The sequence below is a fragment of the Shewanella sp. genome, assembly GCF_047975355.1.
GTDB lineage: Bacteria > Pseudomonadota > Gammaproteobacteria > Enterobacterales > Shewanellaceae > Shewanella.
This window is the reverse complement of the sequence record NZ_JBKEDJ010000098.1, coordinates 1-16,463: the sequence shown is the minus strand read 5'-3', so window position 1 is coordinate 16,463 and position 16,463 is coordinate 1. Positions and strand designations below refer to the sequence as shown.

The following is a 16,463-nucleotide window of genomic DNA, read 5'->3' as shown; positions in this document are numbered from 1 at the left end:
AAACATCCTTTAAACAGTGATTAACTTGAGGGTGATGGCATCAACAGCATCGGGTGCGCTGTCGCTGTAGTTAATGGCTGGTACACCGCTAATGGCTTGCTCGCGGTAATCCCAAATCACATTAAAAACCGTGCCGTTAATATCCAATTCGAAGCTGGTCGCGCCTTTTGTGCTGGCATGGTTTTCAAGAGCTTCAAATAGGTTGATGGATTCACCGTCACTGAATAACACAATGGAACGCCCAGCCTGTTTGGCCGACACTTCAATATGCTGCGAGCCATCGAGGGCAAACTCGCTCGTGCAAACAAAGGGCGTATAACCGATGCGGTTAAGCCAAATAAATTGCGGTAGTTGAATAGTGTCCAGGGTGATCATGATGTCCCCTTAATCTGCTCTAAATCACGTAAAAACATCTGTTTAAACTCATCCAGTAAGTCGGCCTTCAGCACATTGCCCGAGGGCATCGCTAGTTCTAGCCGATACACCTGCACGCTGCCACTTGTGTTCTGAGTGCTTACCGTTCGTGTCGTGGTTTGGCTGGTGCTGCGACTGTAATCGGTAGCAGAGTTTGGATTGCTCGCCGCACGGTCAAGCGCGGTGGTGCTACGTTCTGCCGCCTCGGCTTCAATTTGTTTTAGTTTGGTGGCGTAGATTTGCTGGCTGAGTTGCAGGGCTTCTTGGGCACTGGCAATAGACTCTTTATCCTGGGCGGTACGCGCCGCATCGAGCTGGGCCTTAAGTTCAGCCTGTTGCTGCTCATAGCGGCGTTTCTCAATAGCGGCTTGGTTATTATTGAGTTGATCCATCTCATCTTTGAGACTGCCCAAGGTGGCGTTGATATCGTCACGCAGGCCAAGAATGAGATCTCGTGTCGCATCGATGGCGGCCTGCAGCGGCTTGAGATCTTCCTCACCTAGTTCACGGATATTCCACTTGGCATCGCGGCTGATTTGATTAACGCGATCCAGTGTGATGCTTGAGCTTGCAAGCTCTTCAGTCCATTTGCGGGTTAATAGCGTCTCGTTGATGATCTGCTTTTCGCGGATAAAGGCTTGGTTACTGAGCTGTGCCAGCACACCCCAAAAGCCCGTATTCACCCGCATATTGTTCATAATGCTTTTGGTCAGTTCATCGACACGGGCATTCAGTTTTTCGGTGCTATCTTCGTTAAAATTGAACTGCTTATTGAGGTGAGCATACGCCCCCGCGAACAGGTTGACATACTCAGTGGCGCGTCCTGTGGCTTTCTCTAATGCTTCAAGTTCTTCACGTTGCTGCATTAGTGTTTTAGTCGTTCTGCCAGCCTCGATACCAGTTTCTAGCTCGCTGTCAGTTAAGTCATCCATTCCATCAGGTACATCACCCATTAGGTCACGTAGCACGTTTAGAACTTCAACTAAGCGATCTTTCTGACGCTGATACTCTTCAGCTGATAAAGCTCCATCTTTATAGCTTTTATCTAAGCGCAGCATTTCCTCATTGACTGCCGCATATTTACCTTTTAGCTCTTGATAATTAGCAATCTCAAGCGCCTTAACTTGATTCAGTTTTTCCTGCTGTTCTTTAAGCTTTTCGGTATTTTTATTTAACTCATGAACGGCGGCGCTATTACCTTTATTGGCATCGGTACTATTGTTTATCGCTGCTCGGTTTTTAGCGATCTCAATGGTCGTCTCTTTTATATCTTCGACGAGACGTTGATGGGCTGGAGTCACGCCATCTTTCAAACCATCACTGTAGTTTTTGGATTTATCGATCAGCTTTTGATATTCGTCGCTTAGTTGTAAAGCCGCAGCCTGTGCTTTCAATCCCTCAGGAACTGTCTTACCCGATGCTTCGGCAGCAACAATGGCCGCCTTAGCCCAGTTAATAAAGGCATCACGGACTTGATCGACTGGTTCTTTGTTGTCACGGATAAGCTCAAATGCTGCTTTTGATTTATCAGCAGTATCTTGGAGTGACTTGGTGCTAGTCAGCCCTAAATCCTTGTAGGCTTGTTCTAGCGCATCTGTGCCTTTTGCTGTGGCATCAAGGTATTTTTGCTGCTCTTCGTACTTAGCCTTAAGCCTGTTGAGTACTTCAACATGGCCAGCATATTCTTCACCTGCGGCTTGAAAGGTAATGATGGCTGAATCCAAATGGCGAATAAATCCGCCCATGCCACCTTTAAGATTATCTAACGAGGTTGCTTGTTCAGTTAGTTGCTGAGTCAGTTTGATGGCTTGGTCGATCGTTAACTTAATGGGTTCAACTACCTCAACCGCAGCCTGTTTGACTTCCTCCATGGCTTTGGCGGCGTTCTTCCATTTACCGCTGGCATCGTCATAAATCAGCTTGCCATCATCCACCGCCTTGTTGAACTCGGCCATAGTGGTGAAAGCAACACCCGTTTGCTCACTGAGATCCTTAAGTGAGTATTCCAACTGTTTTGCGCTAGCAGCTGCAGTACGTTTGGATTTGGCCAAGGCTTCTTCGGCAATAAGTAGCTCTTGGTATACCCGCGCCAATTCAATCAGTTCATTGATTAATGCCAGGTATAATCCCGCCTTAGCGGCGGCAGCGAGGGCGGCTTTTAATTTACCTGCCGCTAATGTGGCGGTTTCACTGGCGGCGGTTGTGCCTGCAATCGCCCCTGTATACAGGCGCATCACACCAATGGCCGCATTGGCACCAGCGATCACATCACTAAAATAACCTCCAACCTTTAATGCTAAAAACGCCTTAGCCACAAAAGCGATCTCATCGCGGTAGTGGTACAGCATGGCCGCGCCATCTTGCACCGCTGAGCCAATGCTTACGATGGTATCGCTGATTTGCTGCGCCCATTCTCTTAAACGGCCGTCGCTTGCCATGGCTGCAAACTCAAGATTCAATTCACTGATCTGGCCTTTGAGCCAATCAAGCGCACCGGACTGAGCCACCAGATCGTAAAAGCTTGAGAGGTTATCTTTAAGGTTGGAAACTTGGCCACTGAGTAAAGCCATTTGCGCGGCGGCACTGCCGTTACTGGCGCGGCCCATCTCATCGATTAAGCCCTGGATAACATCGCGCCCCAGCTTGCCTTGCTCACTGAGTTTTTGCAGCTCGATTGTGTTCTTGCCCGTGACCTTAGCCAGCATGTCCCACACGGGTACGCCGCGCTCAATCAGTTGCAGGATCTCCTCACCCTGCAATTTCTGTTTTGCCCAGGCTTGGCCTAAAGCCAAGGTGATCCCCTCGACCTCTTGAAAGCCACCACCCAGTTTAAAGGCTTGATCCACAATCGCCTTCATGGTGCCGTTCATTGGGTCTAAGCCAAATGCTTTGGCCTTAACGAATGCCTGGTTAACTTCGTTAAGCTGCAACGGTACATCGATGGCGAACTGTTTAACCCAAGCGGTGGCTTCGCGTCTAGAAGCAAAGCTGCCCATCACGGCGTTCATCTGTACGCCTAAGCGCTCGAATTGATCCCCTGTGGCAAAAATGTCTTTAACGGCTTGGCTAACACGGTCAAAGCCGACATAGGCACCCGCTAAGGCAGTGACTTGCGTTATAACACCACGCAGGCTGGCGGCATGTTCGCGCGCACTGGCGTTTTGCTTGTCGAGGTTATTAGCAAACTTATCAACCTGGCGGCCAGTGCTGTCGAATTCTGCACCTAGTTTGCGCTGAGCCGTCGTGAGGTTGTTATAGTCAATGCCCGATTTAGATAAGGCATTTTGCAGCTTAGTGTGACTGGCCGATTGCTGCGCCAACTCGCGCTGCATTTGTTCTAGCTCTTTTTCGGCCACATCAATAGAGCGAGACAGCTGCACAAAGGGGGCATCGGTTTGGCTTGCGCGCTGCTTTAAGTCCTGCAGTGCCAACGCTGCTGCCGTTACCGCAAGCTCTTGCTGTTCCAGCTCATTGCGGGAGCGCTTAAAGGTGTTGATCAGGTCTTGCTGGTTGGCCAGCTCATCAAGCTTATTGGCTAAGGTATTGGCCTTTTGGCTGGTCGATTGGCTGCTATCGCCAACATCGTCTAGCCCAGTGGCTAAGGGCTTAAGCTCGTTAGTGAGCTGCTCTGCTTGGTTGCTGGTATTACGACCGCTTTGGGCTACTTGGTCGAGCTGATTACTTAAGGGATCAAGGCTGTTTTTGAGTTCATCAACTTGGTTCGCGCCCGCTTGGCTGGCGTCGCTCACGCTATCGATTTCATCGGCTAAGGCTTGCGTCTTAGGATTCACCGCATCCGACTCGGCCCCGATGCGCTTAAGCTCATCGACCAAGGCGGCAATATGCTGCTTGCCCGTGGCTTCGGCCACGATCCGCAGGGCGAGTTCTAAGGTTTTATCAGCCATGGCTATCTCGTTAATGCTCTCGTTGGTATCTAAGTCATCCGTGTTTAAACGGCGGTTAAAGGGGAATTAAAGGGCAGGGCGATTGAATCCGGCCATGCCCTTGGGTTTAGCAAAACCGCTTAGGTATCCAGCTCTAGATACTCGAACGGATGATCCTTACCCGCGACTAACTGGGCTTTACCCGCAAGGGTGGCGCTCACAAACTCGCTGGCGGCAAAATCGAGTGCAGCCGTAGGCGATAAGCTGGCGTCGAAAATATCGAGCTTCATTGGCTTGCCTGTTTCTAAGTTGGTACCTTCACCGAAGATCCGCGCACGGGTTTGGGCGTTAATCCCACCGCGCACCAAGGTGCCGCTGATCGCGTTATGCTGGCCTGATACCGTCACAGCACCGCCCGCTTCTACCGCACCGTCTTTAAGGGCGCGTACTAAGCCGAGGGCATAATTAACCTCATAGTCTGTGCCCAGCACTAAGGTGGCCGCGTCTTTCTTTACCGCAAACCCTAGGGTGGCAAAGTTAGTTTCAGGTAACTGCACCCAGCGCTGATTGGTTGGTAAGGTCACGGCCTCATCAGTTAAGGTACCGCTGCCCGAGTTGACCACTTGGGTATCACCGAGCAGTGCCATGGCAATCAGTTCGGCAGGTTGATCGTCGAACGACCATTCCACCTCAGCAGGCTTGGCAATTTTCACCACGCTTAAGGCTTGGCCGTAACTTTCCTTCTTGCGACTGCCACGCACTTTTTCATCGGCATCGGTTTTAATAGCGAGCTTGGTGGTGTTAATGGGGCCGATGATCCCCGTTGATTGCCCTTGGGCATTTAAGCGGTCAACAAAGAAGTTGCCTGCGACTAATAATCCACTCATAGGATTTTCCTCATCTTAAGTTGTTGGGTTAGCTGGGTTTGAATCTCAGCTTCACACTCACAGCCACGGGGTAATAACCGTGGCTTTTGGTGAAACGAGGTTTAACGGCACTGTTAACGCGCACAAAGGGGCCGAGCATCTGGCCATCAACCGAAATGGACTTGCCCACAACCGCATTTAACAAGCTGACTAGCAGCTCACCTGCGGGGCGTTCGTGGATGGATAAACGACACGCCAGTACCACAAGCCAGGTCTGCTTAACTTGGCTGCTATTGCCACCTTGGGCTGTTTCATCCACCCCATCGCCCATATAGAGCACATGGGCGGCGGGGGTGATTTGGCTACGCTCATCCACTTCGCTTAGCTCATTGGCTTGATAGACCTTTTTCAGCTTCTGGCTAGTGACTAATGGCTCAAGCAATTGGGTTAGCGCATCACCCGCAGTCAGGTAGTTATCTTTAATCTCAAACATCAGATAAACCCCTTAGATGACTTGCGGCCAAACACACTGCCCGCGCTCTCGATGCTGATAACCAGCTCGCTTTGGTCTGCGGTTTCGCCCGTATCGGCCAGCCCCAAACTGATATCGCCCTTGCTCACTGCGGTTAAAAACTTCACCACGGCGGTGTAGCGTTTCTCGACTTGTTCAGGGGCTTTATCGCCATACAAAAAGTAACGGGCGATATCGCAGCAGTTACGCTCCAGCACGGCGGGAACCGTAGTTAACGGCAGCACATAACGGCCCGCGATATAGCCATCAATCTCAGCCGACGCATCACTTAGCGCTTGCTCCAGCAAAGCGAGATTGATTTCCCCTGGCACACTGTCCTCACGTTCGGTCAGCAGGGTTAAATCCTGCTCACCAAAGCGTGTGATCATCGCACTCGCCGTTGCGTACATTAGTTAGCCCCTTGGTCTACGGCATCATTGGGCACTTTCACCTCTATGGATTTAATGGCAGCAATCAGCTCGGCTTTCTTCATGCCTTTTGCACCTTCCACGTCAAGTGAAATAGCCAGTTCACGCAACTCGTCGACCTTCATATCGTCGAGGTTACGCTCAGTGCCATCGTTGTCTTTAACGCCAGCAATGGTGCTCGTTAGTTCATTGCCGTTGCTAGAGTCGATACCTTGGTTCAGTGACGTATCACCGTTTGGAATGTCCAGACTCCCCGGCGAATCCACAGCCATTGAGGTCTCGAAAACCTTAAAGCGGGGATCAGCTTTAATCGCTGCGACTTGTTCATCCGACAGTTCGGCCAACGGCAAATGGTTATCGCCTTTGTTGAAGGCCAACCCCGCACGGCGATAGCCATTGGGCTGACGACTAACCACCATAAGGACTGGAGCGTTATCTTGAGTTTGATCAGAAAGTTGGGCCATTTCATTGCTACCTCGTAAAGTGAAAACACAGTGATTGGGTGGCACGTCCTTGTGCCAATTCGATTAGCCGATTACTTGATGCGTGTACTAACCAGCACCTCAATCATGTCGCGCAGTTCGTTGGATACCGTGGTGCCACCTTCATCGATGTTTTCACGGTTCTTAAGCTGCAAGGCTTTGCGCTTATTGCCATTGCCGACCACCAACAGGGCACCATTTAGCTCCATTGGTTCACCGCCATCGAAGGTGAAGCCGCCCATCATTTCCATTGCGGCCCACACGTTTTCAGAGGTCAGTTCGGCCTTAACGCCAATCGCCATTTGCCAGAAGCCAAAACCAGCGTTGCAGCGTAGGTCGGCACCAAAGCTAAACATATTGCTGATGTAGACACTTTCATCGTTGGGGTTGAACTTAGTGGTTAAGGCCAGCTTGCGGCGTTCCTGATAGATAAGCGGCTTAAGCACTTGCGACACATCGAGCAGGTACCAAGGTTCGCCCGTGTATCCCGCATCGATAATCACGTTTGGCACTGAGGTATCCGCACCACTGCCATCATGGGCGGCATTAACAGGGTGGTCGGTATCAAAGTAGTTTTGACCGTCATAGCAAAGCGTTGTCCAGCCAGCATTCAGCAGATCGAACACTTGCTTATCGGGGAACTTAACGCCTTTCTCGCCCATCATTTTGACCATAGGGTCATAGACGCCAAGGTTGTCGTCCTCGATATCGTCACGCTTCACCATCACCGAGGCTTCAAAGGTCTTATTCTCGATGCTGTAGCTGTGCTCTTGCAGGTCTTTAAACTGGCGATCTCCTACCCATTCACGAAACTCGGGCATTTGTCCGAGCCAGCCATAGGTATTTGACTTGGCGGTTGATGGCACCACAGTGGCAATCTGTTGGTACTGGGTTTCAACGCTCGACACCGCACCTTGAAACTTCAAGTGCATCGAGGTGCGCAGCGCGTTTAACGTAGCGGAATTAACAATACCCATTGGGATACTCCTAACTAATTAATGTGAATGACTAAGTTGCAAAGCGGGTTAATGGTGTGGCACACCACTAAGCGGTGGCCTTTTTACCTGCGGCCATTTGCTCTGGGGTTAAGCCCATTTGCTCGGCCACGCTTAAGTCCTCTGCAGTCAGGGCCGCCAATGCGGTGTCTTTGCCCTTATTAGGGGTTGGCACCGTGGTGGTTTGCTTAGCGGTTAATGCCGCGATGGGGGTGCGGGCATCGATGTTGGCAGTGAGTGCTGCCATGCTTTGATTGCCCAATTGGGTGAGATAATCGCGCTCACACTCAAAGGCTTTGCCCTCATCAATCGCCGCCTTAACGGTTTGCTCAACCGTCAGCACGCCATTTTCAGCAGTGAGTGCCACCAGCTGCTCGCGCAAAGCATTCACTGTGGCAATGGGTACATACTTGGTAAGGTCGACGGTGGGCGACTTGGCGCTTAGCGCAGCCACTTCTTGTTTCAGGTCATCAGCAGAGAGCGCCGCTTTGCTGAGGTCATCAATGCGGCTTAACGCAGAGTTAACCTGCTCTTCGGTTGGCTCGCTACCTTCGGCAACTTCAATACCTAGGGCGGCTAACAGTTTCAGTAATAGTGGATTCACATGGAGTCCCTCCGGTTGGGTTGAATGAGGTAAAGCGTTTGCATTGAGAGTGGCCAGTGCTGGCAGCCCTGAGCGTTCGGCGTTAAGCCGTGCAGAGAGTGCAGCGAGTGGCAACATGCCATCCACACCAGGACGGTTAGTTAACGCAGCAGAATGGATAAACTGGGGGCGACCTGTGACCTTGTCGTATCCAAAGACCAAAGAGAAATAGCGATACTCTTTAGCGTTAAGGTGGGCGATAGCGTTATCGGTAAAGCGCGGCTTAACAAACAAGCCTTCGCCTGGGCGATACTGCACGTCATCGATATGGAACCAGCCAGAAGCTGGCGCGGGCTGGCCGTTTTGTTCTTTGTTGAGGGTTTGGTGCTCGTAGTCGATAACGAGATCACCAGCTTGGTGTGGGGTGTTTGCCTTAAGCGCAGCAAAGGCGACCTCATCCATTAACCATTTGCCACCAGGCACATCTTCGGGGCGACCATCTACGGAACTAAAGTGGCCATCAGGCAATGCCTGGATGTAACCATCTTCACCGAGTTGGAAACCCGCGCTGGTACTTGGTAAAACCGTGAGCGTACTGCTTAACGCAGCAATGCCGAGGTTTATAAAGTGGCTTTGGTTAGTGGATTTAGCTTTTGACACAATGGCACTCTCAATAACATTGGAGTGCCCATCATGATCGAGTGGGACTAACTAGCGGATAGGAAAGATTTCGGGATTAATCGCGCGTCTTGCGGACGATAAAAAGAATGATGACTACTGCAAATAAAACGGCTAAGAATTCGGAACCAAAACCATGGCCCACCTCTTTGGGTAAGCTATTGGCATATTCCTTTTGCTGGATTTCCTCTTTGGAGTCTGGCGGCTCCCAACCTCCACCATTGCCTGAATATGGTTGAGTCGTTCCACCACTCGTTTCCAGTTCCAACGTTTTGAGCATATTCATATGACTTCCTATTCAACCAATCCAACACAAGTGAACTGAAGCATAACCCAGTTTAAAACCCGTTTAAATCCTCCTTAAATCGTTTAAGTGGTTTTTCGATAAGCCGTTATACCAAGTTGCGCAGAGCATCGCTTAAATCGCGTTTTAGCGCGTTAAAGAAAAACACCGTGATTTAGATTAAGTACTCCCCCAAGATCCCTAACATGGACTGTTCATCCTCACGGCTTACACCTAGGTATGGCCGTGCCGGAATCCCCGCTGGGCCTACTGGCATATCGTCGGTGCCACCAAACTGGTGAATTGCGGCATAGATTTTATTGCTGCCAATCGCAGCCCAAAAGTCGCCGCTGTCGGCTGTCACGCTGGCAGCAAGCCCGCCAGCACTGGCCTGCAGTATCTTGCCGCCTTGGCGTTTGGGGTTGGCTTTAAGATAGGCATCACTTAAGGATGCCCAGGTTTGACCTGTAACGGGATCGGCCTCGGCCTCAAATGCGCCTTCTGTGGCGGACTCCAGAACGGCGGCAATATCGTTCATGGGTTCGCTTAAGTCATCGAGCTTATCCAGCAAACTCCCGAGTACTTGCAGCACAGGGGAATCACTTAAGACGATTTCTACCTTGTTCATTTTTCATCCTTCACACTGTTAACCGCTGGCTACAGTGTTATACTGATCTAGCGAACGATGTGTACTCTTAATTGGTAAAGCAGACTCGATTAAGCGCTTAGGCGTAAATCGTGTGTATGTGGGTTCGAGTCCCACCATATCGTCCGCTACTCCTCCAGCTTTCCCTCTAACAATTCATACTGCCCGTGCTTTAAGTCCACCGCATTGATCTTATAAACGTTGATCACCGCATCCATAGCTTGCTGGCGTTTCATCTTCCACGCGCTATTAATGATCACTTTAACCTTACGGCCATCATCCTCAGTGGCATAGACATACAACAAATTCTGGTTCTTGCTATCCCACAGTACGGCCTCGGGTTGTGCCAACATCAAGGGTAATTGCTGATACTCATCCCGAGTTAATGCCACCCCCTCTTTGATATGACGCGGGCTATCTGCGTGCACCAGCTGCTTCTCGCCAATGGCAAGCAATGCGGTGGGTTCTGCGCCTAAACGTGCAGTTACCGCTGCTTGGATCGATGGTGTCATAAAACCTAACGCCTGAACGCCTAATCCTGGACGTCGCTTTTGCCCTGGATGAGTGGCAAGTACTTCATCCGTCCACTGGGCGAACTGAGCTTGGCGCAGCGGGCTGTTATTGAGGGCTTGAATAAACTGGACGCGGGTATCGAGGGATTGAATGCTGCCAAGCTTTTTAGCGACTGCCACATCGGTACCAAAGGCGGCTTCGCCAGGATGATAGGCCCAGCCTAAATCGGGGCTCATGCTGCTACCATCGGGCAGATCAATCCGCGCATGGGGCACGGTCAACACTTCACCCGTGCCGCGCGCGACTGTCTCGGTATCAAAGCGCTGGATATAGCCTTCGCCATTTTCCACCGTCAGGCCCATGGCCTTCACCTGCGCCTCGGTAAGCGCCCGAACGCGGCAACGACAGCCCCAACCATTTGGGGGATAGATAATGTCCCATATCGGATCATCAAAGCGGAATACCTTACCCCTCAGCCGCGCATGGGTTGGCCGTGTTTGGCCGTCATCAATCGCCACATACTGCCAATAGGGGTGGGTTTTAGTACGCGACAACATGCGCCGATAGCGCCCAGCCATATATGCGGTTTGCAGGTTTTGACGGTAGATAGTGTTTAAGCGGTAGGGACTGCCCAGCTGAACCTCTCGGCCATCGACTTCCTTTTTACCCCACCACCCGAGCTTTTCAAGCTGCGGTTTAAGGTTGGCCTGAAACTGCTTAGCGGTTAACCCTTGGCTTAGGGCCGCATCAACCTCATTGCGGATCGCCGTGAGCACATCCATTTGGGTAGCCTTGGCCACCGTAAACGCACGGGCATGGGCGCGTGTCCAGACATCTTGCCAATCGTCACTGATGGCAAAACCCTTGGCACGGAAATAGGCCACCGCATCGCTTGGCGGCATATTAATGGCAATGCTTAAATCAACGGTTTCAGGCGCTCTTGGTTTAGGCACTTGGGGTTTAAGCATTGGCCATACCCCACAGTTCCGCGACAAACATTAACCGCGCGAGTGTTTCGGTAAGCTGCTCGGTATCCATGTTTGGATAGTCCTGTTCCAACTGGGCGCGCAGCTGCTCCGGCTCGCTCTGCAGTTGTGCCAGTAATGGCTCTACCATCGCCATATAGACTTCACTCATTTGCCCTTGGGTGAGTGCATCGAGCGCCTTATCCAAAGCGGTTTGGCTGGGTTCACTCAGTTGGGCATCCGGCTGCTTCGCGGCTAAAGCCGCCAAGGCCGTCTGGCTGGCCGCACTGGCATTAGGATCGTCCTGTCGAATGACCAGCACGGCTTCGCCATTAGCAGGCTTAGGGATACGGGTCTTTTCATGCAGCCAGTTCTGCGGGATCTGCATGCCCATACTCACGAACGCCCGCAGCGGATAGGCCAAGGCGCGTAAATCTTCGGCCTCGGTGGTATCAAACACTAAGCGCGGGTGGCGGCGATGGCTGTGGTAGCTCTTACAGTTAAGCGCATATAGGGGCGCAATTAAATCGCGGGTTAAGGTCTCGGCAATCAGCGCAAGGTCAGCATCACGCAGTTCTTGGCGCACTTCGTTATGCACGTTACCTAACGCATTGGTGGAGCTTTTGCCATCGGCTTGGGTGGTTAAGGTACCGCCCAAAATTACCTTGCTCATGGTCTTTTCAGCCCATGTCATCATGAGTTCAAACGGATCGGCTTGACCTGTGGCGGCGCTATGAAAATCCATCACCATGCCCTTGGGCATAATGCCGCCTGCATTGTGGCCAATGCTCATTACCGCGTTTAATAGCGCACGCTTTTCCGCGTCGCTGGCTCCAGCTGGATACTGACCAATGCGCAGCGGTAAACCGTAGATCTCAAGGAACTCGGCCAAGTCACGCACGCTGTAGTTTTTAAAAATGAATGGCCAAATCAACTGGCGCACCAAACCACTGCGACTCACATAGCCCGACTTGGCGGGGTGAATATGCTTGATCCAACCAAAGGGCCACAACTCTGCCCCCTCAAAACTTGAGTCGCGCAGGCGCAGCTCGTTGCGCAGTATTGGGTGGGTCATAAACCACGAGGGATCGCGATACTCTGGCACCTCGATAAACCACTCGCCCAGCTCACGCGACCAGGCAAGCTCGTGCATGCTAAAGCCCTTAAGAATGGCATCACTCATCGACTTAATCAGTGACTTAAGCCAGTTGCCTTCCTCCAGCATTTCTTGCAAGTACTCTGTATCCTGCTTTTCTTGCGTGCTGGGGTTACGCGGTGGCACAAGATAAAAATCCACACCAAGAAGTGCCCGTTTGCGCTTATCGAGTTCGGCATAAAGATGGCCGTCTTTCTCTTCGATATCCTCGGCTAACTCACATTGGGCGATAAGATCCCCTTGCTCGGCGCTCAGTAAAATACTGGCAGCACTGGCGGGCGTTAAGCCGCTGCTGGGATGGCTGCTAAAGGTGCGGTGCAGCCCAGCTAGGCGAACATCGTCGGTTTGCAGCTCTTTGGCCTCACGCTGTTTAAAGGGGCGACCACTGGCATCTAAAATCCGTGATTCAGTTGTTTTCTCTTGCATTACCAGCAACCTCGCTGCAGTTGATGATCATCATCCTCATGGGCACTTGCATGGGCATTAGGATTGCGGTGATCACTCTTAGGGATAGGGGTAAATTCGATGGCGCCGCCCTCCATATATGACGCCCTAACGGCCATACACAGGGCAACGGCAAAGTCACCATGGCGCTTGCCTTTGCTATTGTTTGACTCTAAGTCAGCCTTACGACCTTTATCGATCGAGGGGATACCATTAACTAACTTGATATGCTGTAAGTCATCGAGCACGCTTTGGTGACGGGGGATCTCAAGGTTAAATGCCTCAAACTCCCCCTTCATTTTTGGCATCCACTCGTGATACCAGCTCTGTGACAGGTTCACTTGGTCAACCATTTCAGTGCCGTATCTCAGCGCGGCTTGCTCGGCTAAATAGCCGCCGTTACCTGTGGCATCAAACGCCAAACCCACAAGCCTTGGTAAGCGATCGCAGATGTAAAACATCACCTGTCTTTGCTGCTCGTAGGTGGTGTCCCTCAGATCCACCACAAAAGGAGCGCGCTTTCTTAAATCGGGTTTAATGGCCAAAGGCACAAACACGGTTAAGTCGCCACGGCGAGCAAAGTCTTCACCAAATGAGTGGTTATGATCGGGATTGAGTCTGGCCAGTTCTGGTTTTAAATGCTGCTCGCACCAATCGCGCACTTCGGCTTCGCGCATTTCTGGCGTCCAGCTCATGAAGTTTTCAGGCGCTTCAAAACGGTAGATAGGGATAGAACGATCGGCCACCATGGCTGCTTCAATCAGCACTCTACTAAGGTAAGCACCACCGGATTTTTTAGGCACACAGCCATATTCTTCATCGGCGCTTTCTTTATTATGGGCGTTTTTATATAGCCCCTCGCGCCAGGCAATTTCACCTTCGGGAGTCCATGTTTGGCCTGTGACATAGCAAATACGCTTATACAGGCCATCAGCAATGGCAGCATCCAGTGTAATTCGATGAATACTGTAGTCTTTGCGTCCTTCACGGACATCATTAATCAGGCTGTTAAAGGGATTATCCACACCATTGTGGGTGCTGATTAATCTGACCTTGTTGCCCCACATGGTTAGCGCTAGCGCGGCCTTAAGCAGTTCTTCTAAAGACTCGTGGAAGGCGGCCTCATCGATAACCACATCCCCCTGTAAACCACGCAGGTTGGATGGGCGCGAACTGAGCGCCTGAATTTTCCGCCCCGTCTTGGGGAAGCGGATCATATAGGTGAGAATTTCTTCTTTCTTCTCACTATCCCAAAAGGTTTGCTCGTAAACATCGGCCTCAGCGAGTTGGTTAAACGCACGGGCAAACAGCGCACAGGCGGCGATATATTCCAGCGCCATCTCTTTTTTGCTGCCAACGTAAAAGGTATTACAGCCACCACGGCGACGTGGTTTGGCGGCTTTGATAACGTTACGTCCAGCCTCAGCCCAAGTTAAGCCTGTGCGGCGGCTTTTCTCGGCAATCATGATCTGCGATTCATCTTCAAACCAGCGTTGCTGATAAGGCAAAAACACGGGTTCGTTGGCGGGCTGCGCCTCAACAATCTCTTGCGGTACATCGACACCCGCCAGCGCCATTTCTTCGGCAAGGTCGATTTTTCGAGGGCTGGTAATGGGTGTTAGATGCAAACCTGATTTCGCCATTATGCTTTCCCTAATAGAATTTGGCGGATTTTGCTTTCGAGCTGCTCACTCATCCCATCTTCACCGCGTAGTTCTTCCGTCATGGCATTGGCGGCCTCGGCGGCAAAGGCTTGGCGGATCTCTTTCTCGCGTTTATGGGATGCCATGGCGGCGTTCTCTAGCCTTTGCACCGCCAGCATGGCGTCTTTAATCATGCCAACGTCGGCACCTTCGCCCGTTTCAGACTCGTTTAACAGGGCTTTAAAGAGCTGTGAACGGGCCATTTCAAGGATCAGCTTAGTCACTTCGCCCGTGGGTTTATCGCCCAGTTCAGCCGTCCACACTTGGGTGATCTCACGCATTTCCCTTAAGGATTTACCCACGGCTTCCATTTTGGTGGCATAGCGGTTAATGCCCGCACGGGAAAGCAGCTGCTCTTCTGGCAAGCCTGCGGCTTTAATCAGGGCGTTGATTTCATTAAGCAGATCAATTTGCTGAATCGAGCCATCGCGCAGGCCGCTATCCAAGCGTTTGCGGATATTGGCAGGCAGCAAATCCACCTTAGAGCGGCGGCCTCTGGTTTCATTTGCCATTGCCAGCCCCCTTAGATGATTTCATAGAAGCAGCAAGATCCTTCTGCGCTTGAGCCATCGCTTTTTGCAACGCTCTTTCGGCCTGCGCGACTTGGGGGACTTTGGCGAAATACATCTTGCGGAACTCACCCTCGGTATACCGCTTACCTTCTTTTTCCATCATTGGTTTAATGACTTGGTTTTCTACATCAGCAGCAACCAAAGCGAGTTTAACGGCCATGGCTATTCTCCCGCTCGTGGACGCTTAACGCCTGGCACTGTTGCGCGGCCTGTGGCTACATCTTGGCCACGACCTGTTAGGGTGGCTGTGGTCACTTTGCCCACTAACTCAGTTTTAATCAGCCCTTGCTCGGCCAGCCAAGCGAGCTGCACCTTTAACGAGTCGCGACTAATATCGAGGCCATAGGCAATCAAGCCATCTTGTAAGATGGACTCATTGAGGGCAAAGGCTCCCGCCTCGGTCAGTAATCGAAGCACCACTAGGCGTTGGTGCTCATTGATAATTTGCTGCATCGCCATTAATGGCCTCCTTTCAGTTCGTTTTCGAGAAGCATGTCGGTCTTTTTTTCGAGTCGGTTAATGCCCTGTTCCATTGATCCAAGCCGTTCAACTAAGCCCGCTAGGTTTTTATCGAGATCATGGAACTCTGGACGGGTCGGTATGTACTCCAATACCATTTCGGTTTCGCTTAGGCGCTTGTCGATTTCGGCCACCGCTTGGACGACCTTGTCGTGCTCGATGCGTGGGGTAAAGCGAGTGCTAAACCACGCCATTAACAGGGCGCAGAACACGCTAATCACGCTGCCAATAAAGCCCCAGTACTTGCCGAAAAACTCAAATAACGATTCGATCATAAACGCGTCCCATAGCGCTGCTTTTGGCGCTTATCTTCATCCTGTTGGCAACTAATACAGCGCTGGGCTGTGCGTCGTTCTGGCTCCACCGCCTCATGGCAATCAATGCAAATACCATTGCCCTGAGGCTGTTGTTTATGGCGGGCGGCATCAATGCAAGCATCACGCTCGCGGGTTTCCATCGTGCTCGCCCAATCGTTTTCGTCCATTCCTATCCCTAATATTTGGCTTATTTTGTTTGGTCTGTTTGGTGTCGTTGCCGCCAATCGTGCAGGGCTTGCCAGTAAAGGTTGCATTGCCCTAAGTCAGTGAGTAACGAGATCATTAGCCTCACTGACTTTGGGTTGGATAGGCACTGTTCCTTCTGGGTTTGCAGGCACTGCAAGACCTGTGGCGGAACCTGAGTGACGTTGCACTCGCGCATCAGAGCCTTGGGCGGCAACACATACAGGGTCTTGTAAGTTGGCACGTAACGCACAGCGGGCGGCGCTGTCGTACACGCGCACAACATCGTTAGGCACAGCAGCAATAAGCCATGCTTGCGTT

The 16,463-nt window shown here is 51.5% G+C and carries 18 protein-coding genes, 1 tRNA gene and 1 pseudogene; 1 reads left to right on the top strand and 19 read right to left on the bottom strand.

Annotation, left to right across the window (positions count from 1 at the left end; all coding sequences use genetic code 11):
* Positions 1-9: 9 nt before the first annotated feature.
* The 10 genes from ACK5NH_RS20245 to ACK5NH_RS20200 form a co-directional block, all read right to left on the bottom strand.
* Positions 10-375: a hypothetical protein gene (locus ACK5NH_RS20245; RefSeq protein ID WP_416922982.1), complete on the bottom strand. Its 366-nt coding sequence runs from the start codon at positions 373-375 to the stop codon at positions 10-12.
* Positions 372-4,319 (bottom strand): tape measure protein, encoded by a 3,948-nt coding sequence (locus ACK5NH_RS20240; protein ID WP_416922980.1) that lies wholly within the window; start codon positions 4,317-4,319, stop codon positions 372-374. Before ACK5NH_RS20240 ends, ACK5NH_RS20245 begins: the two co-directional genes overlap by 4 nt.
* Before the next feature lie 119 nt (positions 4,320-4,438).
* A complete protein-coding gene (locus ACK5NH_RS20235) occupies positions 4,439-5,185 on the bottom strand; it encodes a hypothetical protein (RefSeq protein WP_416922978.1) in 747 nt (248 codons plus the stop codon).
* Positions 5,186-5,213: 28 nt separating this feature from the next.
* Positions 5,214-5,657, bottom strand: a complete 444-nt coding sequence (locus tag ACK5NH_RS20230; protein WP_416922976.1) for a hypothetical protein — start codon at positions 5,655-5,657, stop codon at positions 5,214-5,216.
* Complete coding sequence (locus ACK5NH_RS20225; protein ID WP_416922974.1) at positions 5,657-6,085, bottom strand: gp436 family protein; 429 nt, start codon at positions 6,083-6,085, stop codon at positions 5,657-5,659. The genes ACK5NH_RS20230 and ACK5NH_RS20225 overlap by 1 nt, the downstream gene beginning before the upstream one ends.
* Entirely contained in the window at positions 6,085-6,567 is a 483-nt protein-coding gene (locus ACK5NH_RS20220) for an HI1506-related protein (RefSeq protein WP_416922972.1), read from the bottom strand. The genes ACK5NH_RS20225 and ACK5NH_RS20220 overlap by 1 nt, the downstream gene beginning before the upstream one ends.
* Before the next feature lie 71 nt (positions 6,568-6,638).
* Positions 6,639-7,562, bottom strand: a complete 924-nt coding sequence (locus tag ACK5NH_RS20215) for a Mu-like prophage major head subunit gpT family protein (RefSeq protein ID WP_416922970.1) — start codon at positions 7,560-7,562, stop codon at positions 6,639-6,641.
* Positions 7,563-7,629: 67 nt separating this feature from the next.
* The gene (locus ACK5NH_RS20210) at positions 7,630-8,823 is read right to left on the bottom strand and encodes a phage protease (RefSeq protein WP_416922968.1); all 1,194 of its coding nucleotides are present in this window, start codon (positions 8,821-8,823) and stop codon (positions 7,630-7,632) included.
* Positions 8,824-8,899: 76 nt separating this feature from the next.
* Positions 8,900-9,127, bottom strand: coding sequence for a hypothetical protein (locus tag ACK5NH_RS20205; protein WP_416922966.1), 228 nt, complete (start codon positions 9,125-9,127; stop codon positions 8,900-8,902).
* A 172-nt stretch (positions 9,128-9,299) separates the two neighbouring features.
* Positions 9,300-9,752: a phage virion morphogenesis protein gene (locus tag ACK5NH_RS20200; RefSeq protein ID WP_416922964.1), complete on the bottom strand. Its 453-nt coding sequence runs from the start codon at positions 9,750-9,752 to the stop codon at positions 9,300-9,302.
* A gap of 55 nt (positions 9,753-9,807) precedes the next feature.
* On the opposite strand from ACK5NH_RS20200, the gene ACK5NH_RS20195 reads away from it, so the two are divergent.
* A tRNA-OTHER gene (locus tag ACK5NH_RS20195) sits at positions 9,808-9,895 on the top strand.
* Between the two features lie 3 nt (positions 9,896-9,898).
* On the opposite strand, the gene ACK5NH_RS20190 is transcribed toward ACK5NH_RS20195, so the two are convergent.
* From ACK5NH_RS20190 to ACK5NH_RS20150, 9 genes and pseudogenes are all read right to left on the bottom strand, one after another.
* Complete coding sequence (locus ACK5NH_RS20190; protein ID WP_416923016.1) at positions 9,899-11,236, bottom strand: phage minor head protein; 1,338 nt, start codon at positions 11,234-11,236, stop codon at positions 9,899-9,901.
* A 7-nt stretch (positions 11,237-11,243) separates the two neighbouring features.
* Positions 11,244-12,830 carry a DUF935 domain-containing protein gene (locus ACK5NH_RS20185; RefSeq protein WP_416922962.1) on the bottom strand — a complete coding sequence of 529 codons (1,587 nt, stop codon included), beginning with the start codon at positions 12,828-12,830 and terminating at the stop codon, positions 11,244-11,246.
* Entirely contained in the window at positions 12,830-14,491 is a 1,662-nt protein-coding gene (locus ACK5NH_RS20180) for a hypothetical protein (protein WP_416922960.1), read from the bottom strand. The genes ACK5NH_RS20185 and ACK5NH_RS20180 overlap by 1 nt, the downstream gene beginning before the upstream one ends.
* On the bottom strand, positions 14,491-15,063 hold the full coding sequence (locus ACK5NH_RS20175; protein ID WP_416922958.1) for a DUF3486 family protein: 573 nt from the start codon (positions 15,061-15,063) through the stop codon (positions 14,491-14,493). Before ACK5NH_RS20175 ends, ACK5NH_RS20180 begins: the two co-directional genes overlap by 1 nt.
* A complete protein-coding gene (locus ACK5NH_RS20170) occupies positions 15,053-15,283 on the bottom strand; it encodes a hypothetical protein (protein WP_416922956.1) in 231 nt (76 codons plus the stop codon). The genes ACK5NH_RS20175 and ACK5NH_RS20170 overlap by 11 nt, the downstream gene beginning before the upstream one ends.
* A 2-nt stretch (positions 15,284-15,285) precedes the next feature.
* Positions 15,286-15,582, bottom strand: a complete 297-nt coding sequence (locus tag ACK5NH_RS20165; protein ID WP_248968015.1) for a helix-turn-helix domain-containing protein — start codon at positions 15,580-15,582, stop codon at positions 15,286-15,288.
* Positions 15,582-15,917 (bottom strand): DUF2730 domain-containing protein, encoded by a 336-nt coding sequence (locus ACK5NH_RS20160; protein ID WP_133182307.1) that lies wholly within the window; start codon positions 15,915-15,917, stop codon positions 15,582-15,584. Before ACK5NH_RS20160 ends, ACK5NH_RS20165 begins: the two co-directional genes overlap by 1 nt.
* A complete protein-coding gene (locus tag ACK5NH_RS20155) occupies positions 15,914-16,126 on the bottom strand; it encodes a hypothetical protein (RefSeq protein WP_248968017.1) in 213 nt (70 codons plus the stop codon). Before ACK5NH_RS20155 ends, ACK5NH_RS20160 begins: the two co-directional genes overlap by 4 nt.
* A 96-nt stretch (positions 16,127-16,222) precedes the next feature.
* Positions 16,223-16,463, bottom strand: a pseudogene (locus ACK5NH_RS20150) (hypothetical protein); the annotation flags it as partial.